A 21,849-nucleotide genomic window follows, 5' to 3' on the forward strand; every position below is an offset into this window, starting at 1 on the left:
ATAGAGAAGTAAAAGACCGTAGTGGTGGCGGTCAACCTCAAAGGAGTAACACGAATTGTGGACTCACGAGATCACTATCTAGAGCAGGACGAATATCTCAAACAGTTGGCTTTGACAGCCCAGCAACACCCTCGTCGAAGTCGTTCTCGACGCCTTGCGCTGACTCGACTGACTCAAGAACTTTTAAATTCGGGTCGGTTGTGTCACCCTCGTCCGAGTCAATTTCCCGATCGTTATCAAGAAATTTATGAGATTGCGGTTCAAAATCTTATGCTTTATATTTGCACTAATATTGATCGGTATAACCCGGATAAGGCTCCGGTGATGCGATGGGTAAATTTTCTTTTAGAAATACGATTTTTTCCGGAAGCGGTGAGGGAAGTCATGGGAAAAAAAAATCAAACTATTCAACCCAATTGGGATGGGGGTAATACTTCTCCGAGTTTATCGGATTTAGTTCGAGAATCGATAGAGGAAGACTCCAATGGGATTTTTGCCAGCAAATCGATTCGGGGTTATCCTCAAGCCAATTTTAAAGAACTATTCAGGCGTCGTATTGTCGAAGAGGAAAGCTGGGAAAAAATTTCGACGGATTTGGGGATAAAAATTTCAACGCTATCGGATTTTTATCAACGATGTATCAAGCAGTTCTCGGTTGAAATAAAAAACCAAATTCAAGGATGATCGTGTTCTGATTTAAACTGAAAAATTCAAAAGCTATGAACTCATTGATGACTATGCCACTAACAAACAAAGACAGAAAGATTGCGGAGCGTTTTTCGGAAAACCAATCTCAACCGCAAAAACGGGAGCAAGTTTACTACAATAGTTTGGCGGTTTTAGCCGTTAATAATTATTGTCGGTGGATGGAAATTTCGACGGATATAACCGGAAGTGATAGCTGGAATCCCATCGCTCAAACTTTAGGAAATGTGGCCGATTTATGTCTGGGAAGTTTAGGAAAAATTGAATGTCGTCCGGTCAGGTTTGATGCTTCTGTTGTGGAGGTTCCGGCTGAGGTTTGGCACGATAGAATCGGTTATCTGGCCATTCAGTTTGATGAAGGCTTTACTCAAGCGAAATTTATCGGCTTTCTGGAACGGATTGAACGGGAAAATATTCCTTTGAACGAATGGCGATCGCTGGATGATTTTTTAGATTTAATTGAGCGATTAGAAACGGTTGAGTCTTATAATTATCAGGTTCATCTCGGGAATTGGTTACAGGGAATTTTTGAGGGAGCTTGGGAAGGAATTGAAACAATTACCCGACCTTATAATCTAGAATTGGGATGGAATTTTCGTCAACGTTCGCGAAGTTCTTCTGTGACTTCCAACTCTCATACCTCTGAAATTGAACGGGTGAAAATAGTCTCTCTCGAACCACCGGGAACAGAAATGGCGTTGCTGCTGGGAGTGACTCCTACAACCCCGTCAGAATTGGATATCTCCGTCGAACTCTATCCGACTCAAGCTCACAGCCACCTCCCCCAAGAACTGCAACTGATGATACTCGATCATAGCGGAAAATCGGTGATGCAAGCGGAAGCGGGAGGGAGTGAAAGGCTATTATTTAAGTTTAGTGGGGAGTCAGGAGAACAATTTAGTATTAAAATAGCATGGAGGGAAATCAGTGTGACTGAAACTTTTGTGATTTAATAGAATCCAATTCATGTTTAGGGTGTTTGGCTATGAGTAAATCTGTGATCTTAAAATTAGAAGGAGATTTAACCCAAGGCTTCCGCGTGACGCTTGAAGTCCGTTCGTCGGAGGGTCAAACGCTGTTTGAAAAGCAAGCATCTTTACCCGAAAATCCGGATTTAGCTGAACATTTGCAATCCCACTGGACAGAAAAATATCGCAGTTTAGCCGCACCCTATCGCCTCAAACCTCAGGCGATTATTCGTCAACGTTCTATTCCCGAACGGGTTCAAGACTGTCAAAATTCGGCTAAACAATTACGCGATCTCATCAGTCAGTGGTTAGATGCGGATAGCTTCAGACTGATTGATAAACGATTGCGAGAAGAACTCAGCCGAGACGAAGAAATTAGGGTTTTAATCCGCAGCAAAAATGCGGAATTGAGAAAATTACCCCTGCATCTTTGGGATTTTTTTGAAAGTTATCAAAAGGCGGAAATTGCTTGGAGTCCGATTGAGATTGAAAAGATTAAAGATCTTAAAAATTATCCGGCTCATTCCCGGGTTAGAATTTTGGTGATTCTCGGTCATCAAGAAGGAATTGACATCAAAAAAGATCTGGAAATCATTCAAAGTTTACCCGATGTTGATGCGGTGGTGTTGGTTGAACCGGAAGCGAAACAAATTAACGATCGCCTTTGGAAACAGCCTTGGGATATTATCTTTTTTGCGGGACACAGCGAAACGGAAGGGGAAACCGGACGAATTTATATTAATCCCCAAGAAAGTTTAACGATAAAAGAATTGTGGTACGGTTTGAGAAAGTCGGTTGAACGGGGTTTAAAACTGGCAATTTTTAACTCTTGTGATGGTTTGGGACTCGCACACCAACTTGATGATCTGAATATTCCTCAAGTTATTGTCATGCGGGAGTTAGTTCCGGATCGCGTTGCTCAAGAATTTTTAAAGCATTTTCTGACCAATTTTGCTTCAGGAAAACCTTTTTATGTCTCAGTTAGAGAAGCCAGAGAACGATTACATGATGATTTTGAACGAGAATTTCCCTGTGCGAGTTGGCTTCCGGTTATTTGTCAAAATCCGGCTTATGTTCCTCCTTCTTGGGAAGATTTAGTCGGAAATAAAGCGAAGATTTCAGATGATAATGTTATTAAAAAACGAGAGTTTAATCAGGTAAAATCTCTATCTTGGCGATGGCGGGAGTTTCCCAAAGTTTTGTTATCTGCAATCACAATCACGGGGATGATTTGGGGAGTGCGATCGCTAGGTGGGTTACAAGCTTGGGAACTGAAAGCCTACGATCATCTCATGCAAATGCGACCCGATCCGGGGATAGATGAACGGTTATTACTGGTGACAATTACAGAAAATGATGTGCAGGAACAACCCGCAGAAGAACGAAAAGGAGGTTCACTTTCCGACCGTTCATTAGCTTTATTATTAGAGAAGTTAGAACAATATCAACCGAGAGTTATTGGCTTGCATTTGTTTCGAGAAACTGCGGTTGAATCCCCATATAATACCCTCAAAACTTCCCTCGAAAAAAATGATCGGTTGTTGGCGACTTGTCGATATGGAAATCATCAAGAAATGGGTGTTGTTCCCCCTCCTGAGGTTCCCTTAAACCGTCAAGGGTTTAGTAATGTTGTGACCGATACTGATGGGGTGATTCGCCGTCATTTGTTATCGGTGGGGTTATCTTCTGATTGTCAAACTCGGTTTTCTTTTAGTTGGAAATTAGCCGAACGGTATTTAGCCGATGAAAATATAGTCCCTAAAACGACATCCAATGGAAGATTAAAATACAGAAATATTGTTTTTAATATTTTAGAACAGGGAAGCGGTGTCTATCAAGCCGGTTTGGATTGGCGCGGACATCAAATCATGCTAAATTATCGCAGATCGGGAGAAATTGCACGTCAAGTAACGCTCTCTCAAGTGTTAGCCGGTCAAGTCGATCCGGAGTGGATACGCGATCGGATTGTGATTATCGGAACCACTGCGCCGAGTTTCAACGATCATCATTGGTTGACGCCTTATAGTTATCAAAAACAACCGCTTCAAAACATAACCGGAACCGAACTTCAAGCCCAAATGGTCAGTCAAATTCTCAGTACAATTTTAGACGATCAACCTTTAATTTGGTGGTTTCCTGACTGGGGAGAAAGTATTTGGATCTTGAGTTGGTCGATAGTTGCAGGTCTGATCGGTTGGAGAGTGCGATCGCCTAAAGCTTTTTTAACGACGACTGGAACAACTTTAATTATTCTGTATGGATGTTGTTGGGGATTGTTTCTAAAAGGGGCTTGGATACCGTTAGTTCCCTCCGCATTGGGGTTAGTTGGAACCGCAAGCTATGTCTACCTAAAAAACCCGTTTAAAAGTATAGAAATATAATAAAATCGGGGTGACAAATACTGTGTTATCTAACCGAACATTGTCACCCCACCTGCAATTCTGTTCAAATCTTTTCAGATAGTAGAAACAATTTACAGAAATTCTACTTTTTTTGCGTATTCATCAGGTGTCAAAATCCCGCTATCTAACGCCGCTTTTAATTTCATCAAAACTTGCTCTTTTTCTTGTTCAAGCCGTTGATGAATCACCTGATTTTTTACATCTTCTTCCACTTGATGAACTTTAGCTTCAAATTCATCTGCTGTTAAAATCCCGTCGGTAAAAGCTTGCTGAAACTTCTCCAGTTTTTCCTCAACTAAAAACTCGATTTCATATTCATCAATTTGATGTTCTAAGCGTTGCTTTTTCGCTAAAAATTCTGCTTCTGTTAGAATGTGATTGGCAAAAGCTGATTCAAGTTTTTTCAAGTCTTGATCGGCTTTTGCTACGGCTTTTTCCCGAGCAGAATAATTTGCAGATCCGGAAGTTTGAGCTTTTTCTTGAGTGCTAAAATAATTTGACGATTCTAAGGGTTTATCTTCGGATAGAGGCGCGAGTTTTTGAACCTTTTTAAATTGTAGATTTTCTTCAATATAAGTGATAATTTCATGTTCGATGACTAAAGCCCAACCCGCTCCCGCCAAACCTGTAAATACAGTAAATCCTCCGAAAAACATTGCAGTTACGCCAGCACCCGCAATATTTTGTATCCATTTACCCGTGCTAGTTTCTACAATAAATTCTCGGGGATTTGTGAAATCCTTTGACTTTGATATTTTAACTTTAAAAGCCAGATTGGTTCCCAAGACTGTGCGAAGTTTACCCACTTTTTGAGCTTGAATTAAGTAAAGACCATCGGCTTCGGTTCCTTCCACTTGGTATTGCTTCTCTTTAAACCAAAGCAACAGATTTTTGTAAACGAAATTTAGAGAGTTTGCATCGGTTTCTAAAAAATAATTAATCGCCATCTTTGTTTCCTTAAAGTTAATTGGATGAGAAGTAGATTGAGAAAGTTAAGGAGAAATTTCAGAGCGGTTATGCCGATAATAATTCTGTCTAATCAGTGCGATCACTTTGCTTGAAAAACAGAGTTTATCGGGCGGGAAACTTAAATCTCTATCTTTAAGATTAAACTGATTTTCTGAGATTGGCAATCGTAGAATTACTAGACTTTACAATTTTTATATGTATTGAAAATCTCAGAGAGATCGGTAATTTTACGAGTTGATTTTTCCGACAGGTTCACCCCCCGTTAAACTCCTGGATTGAGAGAAGCTTTCCGGCGAGCTAGTCCCCGGAGACGGTAGGAGGGACGCCAGAAACCTGTTGAACTTTTGATCAGTATGTCCCTGAATAAACTCTTGCTGAAATTAGCGGATACTGGAGAAGATTGCCACTTTTACAACTGTCTAAAGTATAGCACTACTTGCTTCGGAGGTACATCCCAAGAACCCGGTTTCTATTGATCAACCGCGTTTTTAATCGAACTGTGTCTCATGGAATTGAAAACCGCTATAAAAATAAGAACATCATTGATTGAGGAAAAATTCATCTTTTGAATCGGTGAAAGCAACTCAATTTTCAGGGGGTAAATTGTCATAATTAGGACTGAGGGACTGAGCCAACTTTTAGGATGACAATTGAAAGATTGGCTGAATAAGCGATCTAATTTTAAGAGAAGTTACTGATAATGAGGGTAATCTATCTGTACTCAATGATCAACCCAGGGAAAAATTTTATGGCTAACTTAACTGGAAATCGTCCGATTAGTGAGTGGGCTAAATTCTACATTTTGAATGAAAATCAAACCCTCAAAGAACTGGAAGATTCTGATATTACTCCCAACCGTCCTACTTATGTGATTACTCATGGCTTTCGAGATAATCCGGGAATACCCAATCAGGTTGATCCCAATAATTGGATGCGGAAAATAGCGGAGGAAATCTCGACACAAGAAGATGATGCGAACGTTATTTTGGTCAGTTGGGATGCGGGTCAGAAAATTAGCGATTTTTTCACCTATCCTCAACAAGCTGAAAAGACAGAATTTGTCGGAAAAGCGGTTCAAGAAATGCTTTATCGATATGTTGATTCTGATATAATTCAACCCGAAACTATTACATTAATTGGTCATAGTTTGGGCGCTCAAGTTGCAGGTTTTGCGGGACAGTATTCGCCGGATGATGAAAAGATTGGAACGATTATCGGTTTAGATCCCGCAGGGCCAGGATTTGAAAATGCGAACTTTAATCAGAGAACGTTGGCGACGTTTCAATCTCTACCAGAACGCTTAGATAAAGCGGATGCAACCCGAGTTATTGCCATTCATACAACCAGCAATCTTGGCTATCAAAATCCTCTCCCTGTACTGCATTTTGATAATGAAAATACCCTCGATATTTATCTCAATCAAGGGGAGGCTTGGAACCAACCGGATTCTAACCGATTTAATGATTGGTTTGGAGCAAAAGCACATAGTTATGCTCACGGTTTTTTAACTCAGTTACTTGCGGGTCAGGGGTTTAATTTACCTTCACAGCCATCAGTTAATGGTTCTAAAGATTTAGATGAACTTGATAATCCGTCGCTCAAAAATCAGCCCGAATTGAGCTATCCTTTAGTGTCTCTCAATACCCTGCGACAGGGCGTTAAAAGTGAAGATGAGGGCGTTAATCAGGGTATTATTGATATCAATACTAAAAACCAAAAATCGGGGGTTTTATTGGATGATATTTTAAGTTTTCAAGGAACGAATGACAGAGATAATCTGGCTGGAACTTATCAAGCAGATGAATTAATTGGATATGCGGAAGATGACTTGATGAGCGGTTTATCGGGGAATGATTCGCTGTGGGGAGGTGAGGGAAATGATACGGGTTATGGAGGCGTTGGTGATGATATTATTAACGGAGAAGCAGGTCGTGATGTTTTGATTGGCGGCTCTGAAAATGATAATTTATTGGGGGGTTTGGATGATGATACTTTAAGGGGTGGTCCGGGTTTTGATACTTTGTTGGGAGGTCAAGGGGTAGATGTTTTTATTCTGGCTATGAATGAAGGAACGGATTGGATTGAAGATTTTGAAATGGGTATTGACTTGATTGGTTTGACAGATAATCTAACCTTTGAACAGTTGACTATCGAATCGATTTTTGAAGGAACTCAAATTAGTTTTTCCGATCAGATACTTGCGGTTTTAGATCCGGTTGTACTGACAGAAGACGTTTTTACTTTGGTCTAGTTAAAAAATTTTTAAAGAATTTATATTATGTCCGGTTGATTAGTTCTATTATGGGGCGGGTTTATCTCAATCTCGGAGTGAGTAGTATAGATTTTGTAGAACCCGCCCCTACGCTTGGAATTATTGATTAGTCGGACATGATCTTACAACCAGTAGGATGGCGTAGATTATACAACTCCTCTACGCTTTAATTCCTTCCATAAGCGATCCGTTGAAATTTTATCCCAATCAATTAAATCTTCATAGGAGAAACGGTTTTCATTCACAATTTCAGCAATGGGATCGCGCACCGACAAAGCCCAAGAACGGTTCCAATTTCGATTGGCTGTTTTCCCACTCCAACTATATCTTTCTTCGAGGGGAGATTCTGTATCGCCTCGAACTTGATATAAACAAACTTGGGGATACCAACGTTTAATGGAACCGATTTCATCGTAGGTGAGTAAAAAACTGCCAATTTCCAATTCAATCAGTTGATCGGCTTCAACTCGATATCCTTGAAAAGCGTATCCTGTGGTTTGATTGAGATCGACAAAATCAATCACTCGCCGCCAATATTTTTTTCGTTGACCTGCTTTAGAGGGGACATGAATAATCATTCTAAAATTTAATCGGATCGGACTTTATTTTAATTGTTTTGGCTGAATTATCCCCTCAATATTTTAGCACATCTTCCTATTCTTATAGATTTTAATCTCTCAGTCGAGATCCCATAATCAAGTAAACTAGCCCAACCAGAAAACAACCTATCACAATGACAGTCAATCTTTCGGTACGAGCGGCTAATTTGATCAGAACGCCGAGAATTCCTAGAGCGATGAAAATCGAAGCTGCCAAATAATAAGTTTTTCTATTCATTGTCTTTTTTTCTAATCTTTCAACTGCAATAATTAGAAACAATAGAGAGTCTCCAATACGCGCTTATTATAAATCTATCCATACGGAATTATCTAAATTTATGAAAAATTTAATGTTTATCAGAATTGGCAGTTACCAAGGGCTACCCACAATTGTAAATGAAGCCCAATAGTAAGGGTCTGAAAAAATCTCATTTCCCGAGTTAGCTAATTCTGGGGGTAAAATGATTTCTCGATCCGGTAAAATTAAACGCGAATTTTCTATCCGAACTTCTCCTTTTAATAAAGCAATTTGAGTTTGTCTTAAGGCTTCGGCTTTAATGGGTGCTTGGGTTAATTGTTGATAAAAATCAGACATTAATACAAAAGTCGCTTCATCGTTTACTCTCCACAAACTCGCGACCACTGACTCGACTCCGGCTTTCGCCGCAAATCCTGCAAAACCTAACTCGGCTTCCCGATTTCCTAATGCGGTTCGACAAGCACTTAATACTAATAATTTTACCGGGGGTTGATTCCATCCCAAATCTCGCACTTGATCGAGTCTTAATTTATCATCCCAAAATTGGATATAAGAGTTCTCAGGTTGTCCGGCGCTAAATTCGGCATGAGTCGCCAAGTGAACGATACCAAAAGGTGTAGTTTGTCGTTCTTGTTTTAACGTTTCTATTGTGAAATTTTCATTTAAAAATAATTCTCCATCCCATAAATTATCAGCAATCAAATTGACTTCTGCTGACACCGCTGGTAAGTCGCTTAAGGTCGGGTCAGCCGGGAATTTTGTTGCACCCATCGCTAAAATACGAGCTTGTTTAACATCGCTGTAACGAGTTTCCATTAAAGTTAAACTGGGTGCGAGTCCCACGCTATATTTTTCGATGATAAATTGTTCTCCATCATGTAAAACCGCCAAGGGTAAAGAACGCAATCCTTCGTCCATAATAAAGACTAAGTTTTCAATTTCTTGAGCTTCTAACTCGGCTTCTAAGGGTTGAATGAACCATTGATAAAATTGTTGAGCATGGGGTAAGAAACTATCTTGTCTCCGTCGGGTTGATGGAAAAATTTCTCGGAATAAAGCATTACGTTGTTGTAAAACTTGCTGACGAGTTACACCTGAAATTCGCTTCCGAATCGGTTGGCCTTCGGCAGTAATCATTACTAATTCGAGTTGATCGTTTCCTCGGGGAGATGAAACTTTGGATGAATTTTCAGCAACATCAAGCTGATTTTGTTGATTTTCTATTTCATATTCAACCGGAACAAAATTCACATAAATAACAGCAGGTTTAATTCCTGTAATTCCGGCAATTTGACTCAAAGCATCGCAGGTTTCCACTAAACCTTTTGCGGATTTACTCGCTGACATTCCCCAATATTCTTCAAAATCTTGGGTGTATCCTTGTTCAACTGCTAAAATTCCAGCATCAACCGGACTACAAGGGAGATTAGCAGAAATTGATAAAGGTTCAATAGGGTTTTGACGGGGTAAAATTTCATCGGGAAATTCTGGTTGAGTGGGTTCAGTTGGTGTAGGAATTGGTGTAGGAATTGGTGTAGGAATTGGTGTAGGAGTTGGTGTGGGAGTTGGTGTTGGTGTGGGAGTTGGTGTGGGAGTTGGTGTGGGAGTTGGTGTAATATCATCAGTTTGAAGAACGATATTTCCGCGTGTAAAAGATTCGGGAAAACTCTCCCCAGACTCAAGCGTAGATTCACCTGTTGTAATGGCGCCTGCTGTTCCATTTTCATCATCAGTTAGGTTAGTATTTCCTATTTCAAAACTAGCAATCGGTTCCTCGGCTAACCCACCTCGATGTCGAATCGTAATCGAACCGCCTCCCTGTCCGCCTGCGGTAGAAATGCTGGCATTTATGTTATTTTGGTCGAGAAAAGATTCAGTCACTCGCACAAATCCGCCTGTGGATTCTAAAAGTACATTTCCCCCTCGACCATTCGGCCCACCTTGGGCGTCAATAAACTCAACTTCAACATCACCAACCGGGTCAAGAATCACGTTTCCACCATCCCCAACAGTACCTCTACTATTGATTTGACCTGTGATAATTGCAGTGGGAGCGATAACAGTAATATCACCCCCTGTTGAACCGGAACTATTCAAATTTTCGGTGGAAATTGTTCCCTCTGTTGCGGTTAAATTAATGTTACCGCCTTGACCTTGAGGATTGTTAGAATTGAGGTCTATTTCACTATTAATTTCGGTTCCTGATAGGGTAATATTTCCTCCGGTTGTTTGAATATTTCCACTTCCTAAGAGTTGAATAAAAGAAGGACTATTTATGTTAAAATTCCCGCCATTAGTCTGAACGTTGGGATTGTTTAAAGAAAAGTTTTGATTAAAATTGAGAGTAATATTACCTCCTCCTGTGGTTAAATTCACCGAACGACTAACCAAATCATTAGCATTAATTGAACCGTTGGTTGTAGTTAGGCTAATATTACCGTTGAGATTGATAATATTACTGACACTAATATTTTGATTTGCATTAAATGTAATGGCGGCGTTATCCGTTCCTGTAATTGTAAATCCTGTGGCTTCAATAGAACTTGTACCAGATTGAAGATTAACAGTATCTTGGAACAATACATTTCCAGCAGCAGTAATTGTTCCTGTATTCTCGCCACCTATTTGAATTGAGTTGAAACCATTTTGCAATAAGTTTAACTCGGTATTCGTTAAATTTAAAACACTCTGATTGTCATTGCTACTTCCTCCGATTTCAATCGAAAAATTGGAACTAAAAGGCTGTAACGTTAAGCTGGTATTCTCACCGGAGACATTATTATTAAAGTTAATTTCGTCACCCGTTAAGGTAATATCACTTAAGAGGTTAACTGCATCACCGTAGTTTTGACCGTTCTCTCCCGTTGTGGTGATATCAGCGTTAAGTTCAGTTGTTCCTACTGTATCTGTGGTTAAACTATTGGCGTTAACGGTAGCATTAAATCGACTAATTCCACTACTATTAACGGTGATTTCACCTAACGCATTCTCACTGGTTCCAACGGTATCTAGAGTAATATTTCCGTTGGGTGCATTGAGTGTTAAATTGTTACCTGTTCCTGAAATTGGACTATTATTAAAGTCAATATCGCCATTATTACTACTAATTTCAACATCAGTATTTAGTACAGTTCCACCCGTTGCTTGAGTAAAGTTAATCCTATTATTTGTCGTAATATCACCGTTAAGCGTTGTTATTCCTGTGGTTTGAATATCCAGTAAATTCAGAGTCTGATTGTCTCCGAATGTACTCAAAATAATATTACCATTACCCGCACTCAGTTGTAAATTAAAATTACCATCAACCGTTCCAGTTCCAAAATTAATAATTCCATTTCCTAAACTTGTATCAATCTGAACGTCATTGGTTAAAACAACATTGGTTGCATTTTCAAAGGTAATTCCATCAGTTCCACTGATTCTAATATTACCGCCTAAATTCGTTAATCCACTGGTGTTAATGGATAAAATATTTAAAGGAATATTATTTCCAACTGTTCCCAATGTAATATTACCAGTTCCCGCATTAAGTTGTAAATTAGAATTACCATTAATGGTAGCATTATTAAAGTTTATACTGCCATTTCCTGAAGCGGTATTGATAATCACATTATCTAACAAAATAATATTTGTAGCGTTTTCAAAAGTAATTCCATCAACCCCATCAATATTAATATCACCTGCTAAACTCGTTTCACCAGTAGTATTAATCAATAAAGAATTTAGAGGAATATTAGTTCCTACTCTGTTTAAAGTAATATTACCATTTCCCGCATTAAGAATCAGTTGATTTACGGGTTCTGTGGCTTCAATTGGAACACCTGAAAAGTTAATATTTCCATTGACGCTATTGGTTTGCAGTGTTACTGAACTCTCCGCAATATTAACAGTTGATGCACCTGTAAAGTCTAGATTATTATTGGTAAAAATATTACCAAATAAATCTACAATATTGGCGTTACTAATCGTTAATTCTCCTAATTCATTCCCCTCTTGACCAACATTATTAAGTGAAATATTCCCTGATGTATCTAGAGTTAAGCTATTTCCTGTTCCCGTTATCGGACTATTCTCAAACGAAATATTTCCGGTGTTGCTGGTAATATTAACATCTGTATTAAGTTGGGTTCCACCTGTGGCTTGAGTAAAATCAATATTATTATTAATGGTGAGATTTCCATTGAGAGTGGTTAAGCCAGATGTATTAATGGTTAAACTTTCAGGGGGAATACTATTACCAAAAGTACCTAAATTAACTTGACCACTTCCCGCATTAATAATTAATCCGCCACTTCCTTCAACCGAAGCATCCGAAAGGTTAATATTTCCATTATCGCTATCGGTTTCGAGGGTAACTGTTTCATTATTGAGGTTAATTGTTGTTACACTGGGGAAGTTTATACCCCCATCTGTATAGATATTACCCAACAAATTAACAATATTCGCATTGGTGATAGTAACGCCTCCAATTTCATTATTATTCTCACCAACATTATCCAGAAAAATTTCTCCCCTTGTATCCAGAGTTAAGCTGTTTCCTGTTCCGGTTATCGGACTATTTTCAAATGATATATTCCCGTTATTGCTGGTAATAACAACATCAGCATTGAGTTGAGTTCCACCCGTTGCTTGAGAGAAGTCAATATTATTGTTTGTTGTTATATTACTATTTAAAGTCGTTAAGCCAGTGGTTGTAAGGCTTAAAGAATTAAGCGGGGTATTATTTCCCACTGTTCCTAAGTTTATCTCACCGTTACCTGCATTAAGTTCTAGGTCAAAATTTCCGTTTACCGTTCCATTTCCGAAATTGATGATTCCGTTTCCAGAACTTGTATCAATGGTAATACTGTCCGTTAATTCAATATTTGTAGCGTTTTCAAAATTAACACCATCGGAACCATTAGTTGTAATATTTCCCCCTAAATTAGTTTGACCTTGACTGTTAACGGCTAGGGAAGATAGAGTTTGATTATCTCCGACAGTTCCGAGTGTAATATTACCACGACCGGAGTTGAGTTGTAAGTTAAAGTTTCCGTCAATTGTTGATGTAAAGTTTAGATTTCCATTTCCATTACTACTATCTAATGTCACATCACCCAACAAGTTCACCGCATCGTTATAGGTTTGGTTATTTGTGGTGGTAATATTTCCATTGAGTTGAGTTGAACCCCCCGCATCTGTGGTTAAACTATTGGCGTTAACCGTTCCGCTAAATTCGGTAATTCCGCTACTATTAGCGGTAATATTTCCAACGGGTTGAGTTTCGCCAATTGTCCCCGAAAAGCTAATATTTCCCGTTCCTGTTGTTAGGGTAAGGTCAGAATTTCCGTTAACATTTCCGTTAATACTAATATCGCCGCCACCTGTATTATCAGTATCCAGTGTTGTGTTTCCGTTGAGGTTAATTTCATTACCTTGAATGGTAATATTTTGGTTGTCCGTTGTAATGGCTTCGCTGAGATTAATTAAGTTAGCATTGAGGGTAATAGAAGCATCCTCCCTTCCGGTGATTATCCCGCCAATATTAATCGAACCCTCGGGAGATTGTAGGGTTATCGGGTCATTAAATGTCACCCTATTTCCAATGGTAATAGTACCGGATGAGTCGGTTCGTCCGATGGTAATTGAATTAAATCCGTTTTCAAGTAATTCAAATTCACCGGAGGTTAAATCAAGGGTTGTAGATGCTTCGCTGTCTGTTCCATCAATCGTAATATTTTGATTGGCGGTAAAGGGTTGTAGGGTTAAATTCCCATTTCCTGAAATTGTCCGATTATTTCCACTAATATCAAAATCAATCTCATCTGCGGTGAGGGTTAAATTATTATTTTCGGCGACAACACCGACATTATTAAAGGTAATTGTTTCGGTTCCCGCGTTAATGGTTTGGTTGCTATTTAAAGTTAAATTTGCACCATCTGGACTCAACACTTCTTGTTCCCGTCCGATAAAGCTACTGAAGATAATATTTCCGCCAATACCGCCATTAACAGATGAATTAATATTTCCGACAGTGATGTTACTCACTCCCGTATTTTGACCCGCATTTAGGTTAACAACTCCTCCGCTTCCACTAATATAATTTGAGTTAATTTCACCCGTTTGGAGAGTGGCTGTTCCACTCCCTGACTGAACATCTAGATTAACATTTCCGCCATTTCCACTGTTAGATGAGGTATTAATTGTTCCGGTTGTAATCGAATTTGGAGTTAAATTTTCTGTAGAGTTGTTCCCCGCTAAAATATTAAGATTTCCGCCATTTGTAGTAATATTTCCTGTGGTGACTTGTCCAGTATCACCAATTGAGGTTAAGTTAATTGCTTCGCCTTCTGTTGAGAGTTGACCGACATTAATTTCACTATCTGCATTCAGAGTAATAGAAGCATCATCGGTTCCGATAATTCCTGCATTATTATTTGAAATGATTAAACCACTCCCCGCTTCTAGAGTAACGGAGTCGGAAAATTGAGCGTTATTTTCAATTAAAATATTACCATTAAAATCAAACCGTCCAATAAAGATAGACTCGAAATTATTTAAAGCAGCTAAGTCAGTGGTTGTCAGGTTGAGTGTTCCTGTCTCGGTATCCGTTGAACCCGCAATGGCTATATTGCTAACGGTATTGGGTTCGAGAGTAATAAAGTTTCCGGTAACTGAATTATTACCGCCTTCAAAGTTAATTTCATCACTGGTTAGAGTAATATTATCTGTGGTTAACGCATTACTAAATGTTACATTAGCTGCACTATTAATTTGCAGTATAGAGAGAGGAATTAAATTGCCAATTGCATTGTTAAAGTTAACATCTCCAACCCCTGCGGTGAGGTTTAATGTTTCTATATTTGGATTCGTTCCATTGACAGTTCCAAGAATGGTAATATTTGCACCCGGTTGATTCAAATTATTAGTCGTATCGAGATTAACAGTATTTACTCCAACAACAACGCTATCATTAATTGTAATGGGATTTCCAGCGGTAATAATATCAGCATTGAGTATGGTTGTTTCCCCTGAACCTGTTAAGGTAATCGAAGCATTATCTAATCCGGTTAAAGTCCCATTAACAATAATATCACCCAATGGTGTTTGTAGGGTTAAAGGGTCATTAAAGGTAACGGGATTAACAACAGTAATGGTTCCACTACTGTTATCACGTCCGATAGTAATTGAGTTGAATCCATTTTGAATTAAGTCAATTTCAGCTTGAGTTATATTCAGAGTTGTGGTGTCAGTGTTATCAGAATTTGCGATATTAATTCCTCGGTCTGGGGTAAAGGGTTGTAGGGTTAAATTTTCACTTCCTGAAAGGGTGCGATTATTATCAACATCAAAGTTAATTTCATCTGCGGTGAGGGTTAAGTTATTATTTCCCGCAGCAATACCGACATTATCGAGGCTAATTGTTCCCGTTCCCGCGTTAAAGATTTGATTGTTATTTAAAGTAACAGTTGAACCATTTTGAGTCTGAGTTATAGTACCATCATTTGCAGTAATACTGGTGAAAGAAATATTCGCACCCTGACCCGTTAGAATTGCAGGATTAATATTACCAATTGTTATCGTACTATTTCCACTATCAGAACCAGCATTGATGGTAATAAAACCTGTCTCACCATTCGTAGAAGTGGAAATTAAATCATCGGTTTGTAGGGTAGCTGTTCCACTCCCTGACTGAACATCTAGGTTAATATTTCCGCCGTTAGTTGTTGTTGATGAAGTGTTAATATTTCCGGTTTGAACTAGAGTTGATTCGGTTGTAAATCCATCACCAACTTCGAGATTAAAGTCTTGACCATTCGTGAAAATATCTCCTGTGAGAATTGCACCATTATTAACATTTAACTGAATAACTTCTCCATTGGTTTGAAGGTTGCCAATATTAATTTCACGGTTAGCATTTAATGTAATTGAAGCATTATCTGTTCCGGTAATTCCACTATTATTACTTGATAAAATTGAACCGTTACCCGCCTCTAATATTACTGGGTCAGAAAATTGAACATTTCCCTCAATATTAATATTCGCATTAAGGTCAGTCCGTCCAATCGTAATCGAACTAAAACCATTTTCAATTAAGCTGAGGTCATTTTGAGATAAGTTGAGACTGGTATTATTTGGGTCGTTTTCTGTTCCCAGAGTAATTTCTTGATCTAAACTAAAGGGTTGTAATATGAGGTTTCCACTTCCAGCAATTAATCGATTATTTCCACTAATATCAAAATTAATTTCATCTGCTGTTAGAGTTAGAGTGTTAATTCGCGCATTGACTCCAACATTATCAAATTCTATAGTACCCGTACCCGCATTATAAGTCTGATCGCTATTAAGATTAACAGTTGCACTACTATCAGTCAATGTTGTTGAATTTTGACGACTCCTAAAAGTAATATCGCCTCCAATACCATTGTCAGAGGAAGTATTTATATTACCAACAGAAATATTACTGTCACCTTCAGAAGTTGCTGCATTAATTGTGACTGTATTACCATTAAAAGCTGATGCTGTAGTAATTTCTCCTACCAAAATTTCTGTACTTCCTGTAGCGGACTGTGCATTAATATTAACTGTTCCTCCACCACGAGTTGTATTGTTAGTTGTGCTAATATTACCTGTTTGAATTATAGTGTTTTGGTTTGCAGTTTCACTCCCAACTGTAAAGTTAAGGCTTCCTCCATTGGTATTGATATTTTCTGTTGTAATTATCCCTCCATTACCCAAGGCATTGAGGCTAATATTTCCCCCAAGAATTTGATTTTCCTCTGCCAAGGGATCAAAATCAAATTCTCCGATAATGAATGTTGTACTAATTTCACCTGTTTCAATTGAACTCGCTTGGCTAGCGCTATTACTCCCAACATTAATCGTAACGTCTCCTCCACCTGTTATTAGTGAACCTGTTGTAACTTCACCATTATTTCCCAGAACTTCTATCGTAATATTTCCTCCATTTGCAATACCAGGTGTTGTTCTATCAACTGTATTGATTTCACCATTAACTGCAATAGAACTAAGTTGAGTAGCTGTATTGTTTCCCGCAGTAATATTAATGTCTCCGCCACCTGTAAATATAGAAGGAAAACCAGTAATAATAGGATTATTATTATCATCGACTTGAATCTGAATTATGCTGTTATTTCCTAAAGACTCTAGAGTGACATCTCCTCCTCCTGTATTGATGACAGTACCTTCAGGATTTTGAAGATTTATTGTACTACCATTTCCCTCAGCCGTCAGAGTAACATTTCCCCCCTCAGTAAATAACCCTCCAGTTCTAATTTCTACTCCTGAAATCGTGAGATCTCGTCCCGAAGTATTAATGGATTGAGTTTGATCCATTAAGAAGTTACCACTGTTATTATTGTCTGCATCTGCTGTAAAAGTAATTGAACCTTCCCCTTCTGCAAAAGTGAGAGAAATTCCATCTACAACTGTTATGTTTTCAGTGGCTTCTAAAATAATATTTCCGGTTTGATTTTGTAAGGCATCTATACTAACTTCTATATCTAAATTTGCAAAATTTTCTTGAAAAATATCAGGCAATTCTAAATCGCCTAAATTACCAACAGTTGGATCTAGAGTAGTAATAGTAATGTTTCGAGGGTCTAGTAATAGTGTTCCTAATTCTCCATTGACTGCCGAAGTATCAACAATCCCATCAAAAATTAAACTTTCTTTTCCCGAAACTTCAACAAATCCCCCATTCCCTAACTCACTCCCCCCCCGAAGATTAACACTCCCATAAAACCCCGTTACTTCATCGGCCCAAACAATAACCCGTCCGCCATCTCCGCTTAATAAACCATCCGCATTAATAATCGTATTGCGATTAACAAACGTCCTCAACGCATTGGGAACCTCTCCCTGTCCTTTATACTCTCCGCCTATTAAAACCGTACCGCCCCCATTGGTTCCGGAGGCGTTAATATTAGCATCAATTACCCCAATTCTTTCTCCAAAAACCCCAACGGTTCCGCCTGTTTCTCCCGAAACATCCACCTCTCCAGATGCAATAGTTGTCCCAGAATTGACGGGAACGGTGGTATTAGAAACGGTTAAGTCTACACTTCCATCGGCGTTAACTTTCGCCGCCATATCATAACCACTCGCCCCTCGGGTTAATAAATCGGGTAAACTGGTAATCGGAATTGACCAATTATTCGGTTGGCTGCTACCGGGAACTATCGGTTGAATTTCTAAACTTAACAGTTGTCCGGGTTGACTAATTCTGACAAAACTTTCACCGGGAACGGAAGTAATAATTACCTGTCCTTCTGGCGCGGAAAGTTGTCCGGCGTTAACAACTGTTCCGCCCAATAATGTTAGATTTTGTCCCCGTTCAACGGCTAAGGTTCCTAAATTAATGACGCTTCCGGGGTTAGTCATGGTAAAAGCAAACCCTGTCGGATTTCCGATTAATATTTCGTAGTTATTTAACCCTTCGGCGTTGAACCATTCCTCCCCAAACTGCACCCCGTTGGCTGTGGTTGCAGTAAAATCCCCCGGAAGATTTAACTGGGAATTTGGCCCGAATAATATTCCCGATGGATTGATTAAAAAGAGGTTAGAAGTGCCTCCCGTCATCTCAATTAAACCGTTAATAAAAGAGGCATCACCCCCAATAACCCGACCTAAAATATTGCGAATTTCGGGATTAGATAAAAAGTTGGCAATTTGACCTTCATCGAGTCCAAACTTTTCAAAACTATGAAATAAATTTTCTCCATCTCCTGAACGAGTTCCGCCTTCAATATTAAAGCGATTTCCCTCGGGTGTAACCACCGTACCCGTACCATCATTTGCGGGGGTAATGGCTTGGGCGAGGAGAACTTCAGAACCATAAATTGGAGAAAGTTTAGAAAAAGTTTCTGTTGATTGTGAGGAAAGTGAAAATGCAGGTAAACTGCTTAAAAGTGTAATCGGTAATACAGAGAACGCTGGATAAAAACAGCGAATTAAAATCATAATACCCCTCACTCACAACAACACCAAATACTTTGGCTCAAATCTTACCTTATCAAGTGCAAAACTGGTCAAGGATACACAAAACTTTAATAAAGTAAGATGACCTCTCCCTAGCCCTCTCCTACGAGGCGAGGGAACAAGAAAAATGTTTTGAAATGACCTCTCCCTAACCCTCTCCTACGAGGCGAGGGAACAAGAAAAATGTTTTGAAATAACCTCTCCCTAACCCTCTCCTATAAGGCGAGGGAAAAGGTGTTCTTGGCGGGACTATTAATTAATGGAGAGGAACAATTTTATCTCCCCTTGTAGGGGAGATTATAGAGGGGTCGAAAGAGGTTAGGAGAGAGGTCAGTTTAAAACCGAACGTCGTTAAAGTTCACCTGTTGCTAACATTTGAATCAGTCGCGGAGTACCGGGATCAAATCCTGCAATATCCCAAGAATGATGATCATTTGGATCAACTAATGTGATATTGTATGGTGCCAATGTAATATAAACCGCCTTGATGTTTGGATTAATTTTTTGACGGTATTCTGCTAACGCTCGACTCGTGTGTTTAATTCCCGCCCAAGTTTCGTTATCCGTCCAAAAACAAATCATATCCGCTTTGAACTTATGACGAATCATCCAATCATAAGCCACGCTAGCATTCGTTCCTCCAAAGTTCTGATTACTTGCTTTTTTCATTGCCGTTTTGAAGGAATCTTTAGCCGTAATTTCTAAATCGATGAACTCAGTAGAAAATCCACGAATGACATAGTTTTTTTCCGCTTTTGCGGTCACTAAAGCCATGACCGTTGCAATTTCACAGCAGGTTAAACCGATGGAAGAAACGGTATTCCAAGACATCGAACCGGAGATATCAATAGCGTGTAGAAACACTTTATTTGTGGGTTCAATTACATCAAAACATAACTCAACAGCCTTTTCCAAAATATCCACAATTCGAGGAACAGGAGTCCATGTTTTTTTACTCTGTCCTAAACGTCCCCCAGATTGATAAGTTTTTAGAGCTTTTAAGACATCTATCGGGTGAATTCGTCCTTTTTTCAAATGTTCACGGTTATTTAAAACGTGAGCAACTCGTTTGATATTTTTACGTTCATTATAAGTTAAAACTCCTAATTCCGTGAGAGAACCCAAGTTTCTCAACATTGCTCCTATCGGCATTTCATCGAATAGTAACTGCCAAGCTCGTTTATCCATTTGTCCTACAGGAGCCGCCATTTCATGGGTTAAATGACCTTGAGAAACTGCTTTGTGAGTTTGGTCGGGATGACGTTTTAACCACTCATACCACCAAATTTGTTTTAACGCTTCAGATGGAATCCCTGACGGCAATTCATCCCAACCATTCATTACCCAATTAAACAGGAAATCATGGTCTGATGTTGGGGGTTTAACATGGAATAAACGCAACGCATCACGGTGAGAAAATCCTTGACGTTGTTGATACTTTAACAGTTGATAAGCGAGTCCTTTTACATCCTCATTAGATAGCCAAGTTTTCCCCGCTTCTCGGACAATTTTTCCAAATCCTCGCAGGGCTTTCGTATAGCTTAACCATTCGTAGAAATGGCTTCCAGTACGCACAACTTGCGGAAAGATTTCTGTAAAGGCAAGTTTCGCTTCAGGGGTTTCTCCCATTGATAACAAAACCAGGGCTAAAATCGGAGCGCTATTATTAATAGAACGTCCATCAGAAGCATAAAGAATTTCATCGGCAACTCGACGAGGATCGGCTTCAATTGCAAGTTGAATTGTATCTACAAATTCTTGCGTTAATTCATGTTTTCCGGCGTAATAAGCGCCATTTGCGGTTCCAATTAATAAGCAACGCCGTAAGATTTGCCAGATATCTGCTTTGAACATCCATCCGCCCGAACGTCCTTGAGTCATTTCCGCTTTACGACCCGGAAGCGGTTGATTTTGAGGGGTTTTGTTTTGAGAGACAAAAAAGTTATATTTCATGGTTTTCCTCCCTTGATTTTTGAAAAATTATTCGTTATAATTACACTCATAAAAACGCGAACCACCATCATTAAAAACCGGAGGCTGACGTTTAGATAAATGAGATTGACGATGATTGACATAAGCCCAGACTTGACCGAGATTAAGAGTTAAGGCGATCAAACTGACTTCAAATATTATTCGCAAAAAAATAGTATGATTGAACATTTTTTCCTCCGGCCCCTAAAGGCAAATTGGTTTGAAAAAACTTCTGTTTTGGGATGAATCCCAATTGGCAGGGCGGGATTTGAACCCACATCTCTCGCGGGAAAGCGATAACCCTCATTCTTCGGTCTTTTCAGACAAGGAGTGAATAAGGAATTGTTAGTGTTCTACCGTTAAACTACCTGCCAAAAATTGTTGAAATTTTGATTTTAATTTCAGAATTTTTTTGGTGTAGCGGAGCGGGATTTGAACCCGCATCTCGGCGATTAAGGGGGGATTCGTAGTACAGACGATAACCCTCAATCTGCGTCCCAAAGGGCAAAAGTGCGCTTTACCATTTAAGCTACCCGCCACATGAATTCTCATAAATTAAGCTTGATTTTCGGACAGAAACTATTGAACTTTATTTGGTGTAGCGGAGCGGGATTTGAACCCGCATCTCGGCGATTAAGGGGGGATTCGTAGTATAAACGATAACCCTCAATCTGCGTCCCAAAGGGCAAAATTGCGCTTTACCAATTAAGCGACCCGCCACATA

Annotated in this window: 9 protein-coding genes and 3 tRNA genes; 4 read left to right on the forward strand and 8 right to left on the reverse strand. The window is 39.2% G+C overall.

Features of this window, described 5'->3' with window-relative positions:
- The first annotated feature begins 57 nt into the window (after window positions 1-57).
- Genes ACL6C3_RS16540 through ACL6C3_RS16550 form a run of 3 tightly spaced genes read left to right on the forward strand, consistent with a single transcriptional unit; the run spans window position 58 to window position 4,054 of the window.
- Complete coding sequence (locus ACL6C3_RS16540; protein ID WP_413160028.1) at window positions 58-684, forward strand: hypothetical protein; 627 nt, start codon at window positions 58-60, stop codon at window positions 682-684.
- Window positions 685-737: 53 nt separating this feature from the next.
- Window positions 738-1,658 carry a DUF1822 family protein gene (locus tag ACL6C3_RS16545; RefSeq protein ID WP_413160029.1) on the forward strand — a complete coding sequence of 307 codons (921 nt, stop codon included), beginning with the start codon at window positions 738-740 and terminating at the stop codon, window positions 1,656-1,658.
- 32 nt (window positions 1,659-1,690) lie between these two features.
- Window positions 1,691-4,054 (forward strand): CHASE2 domain-containing protein, encoded by a 2,364-nt coding sequence (locus ACL6C3_RS16550; protein WP_413160030.1) that lies wholly within the window; start codon window positions 1,691-1,693, stop codon window positions 4,052-4,054.
- A gap of 92 nt (window positions 4,055-4,146) precedes the next feature.
- Here ACL6C3_RS16550 and ACL6C3_RS16555 read toward each other — a convergent pair whose 3' ends face one another.
- Window positions 4,147-5,022: an SHOCT domain-containing protein gene (locus ACL6C3_RS16555; RefSeq protein WP_413160031.1), complete on the reverse strand. Its 876-nt coding sequence runs from the start codon at window positions 5,020-5,022 to the stop codon at window positions 4,147-4,149.
- A 770-nt stretch (window positions 5,023-5,792) separates the two neighbouring features.
- Between ACL6C3_RS16555 and ACL6C3_RS16560 the strand changes: the two genes are divergently transcribed.
- The gene (locus ACL6C3_RS16560; protein WP_413160032.1) at window positions 5,793-7,295 is read left to right on the forward strand and encodes a hypothetical protein; all 1,503 of its coding nucleotides are present in this window, start codon (window positions 5,793-5,795) and stop codon (window positions 7,293-7,295) included.
- A gap of 167 nt (window positions 7,296-7,462) precedes the next feature.
- Here the strand turns inward: ACL6C3_RS16560 and ACL6C3_RS16565 are convergent, their stop codons facing one another.
- The 7 genes from ACL6C3_RS16565 to ACL6C3_RS16595 form a co-directional block, all read right to left on the reverse strand.
- Complete coding sequence (locus ACL6C3_RS16565) at window positions 7,463-7,894, reverse strand: hypothetical protein (RefSeq protein WP_413160033.1); 432 nt, start codon at window positions 7,892-7,894, stop codon at window positions 7,463-7,465.
- A 391-nt stretch (window positions 7,895-8,285) separates the two neighbouring features.
- The gene (locus tag ACL6C3_RS16570) at window positions 8,286-19,136 is read right to left on the reverse strand and encodes a CHAT domain-containing protein (protein WP_413160034.1); all 10,851 of its coding nucleotides are present in this window, start codon (window positions 19,134-19,136) and stop codon (window positions 8,286-8,288) included.
- A gap of 369 nt (window positions 19,137-19,505) precedes the next feature.
- Window positions 19,506-21,107: a TROVE domain-containing protein gene (locus ACL6C3_RS16575; protein ID WP_413160035.1), complete on the reverse strand. Its 1,602-nt coding sequence runs from the start codon at window positions 21,105-21,107 to the stop codon at window positions 19,506-19,508.
- Between the two features lie 27 nt (window positions 21,108-21,134).
- On the reverse strand, window positions 21,135-21,314 hold the full coding sequence (locus ACL6C3_RS16580) for a hypothetical protein (protein WP_413160036.1): 180 nt from the start codon (window positions 21,312-21,314) through the stop codon (window positions 21,135-21,137).
- A 64-nt stretch (window positions 21,315-21,378) separates the two neighbouring features.
- A tRNA-OTHER gene (locus ACL6C3_RS16585) sits at window positions 21,379-21,499 on the reverse strand.
- A gap of 39 nt (window positions 21,500-21,538) precedes the next feature.
- A tRNA-OTHER gene (locus tag ACL6C3_RS16590) sits at window positions 21,539-21,665 on the reverse strand.
- A gap of 54 nt (window positions 21,666-21,719) precedes the next feature.
- Window positions 21,720-21,846: transfer RNA gene (locus tag ACL6C3_RS16595), tRNA-OTHER, on the reverse strand.
- Window positions 21,847-21,849 lie beyond the last annotated feature (3 nt).

The organism is Capilliphycus salinus ALCB114379, from assembly GCF_047276495.1.
Lineage (GTDB): Bacteria > Cyanobacteriota > Cyanobacteriia > Cyanobacteriales > Microcoleaceae > Capilliphycus > Capilliphycus salinus.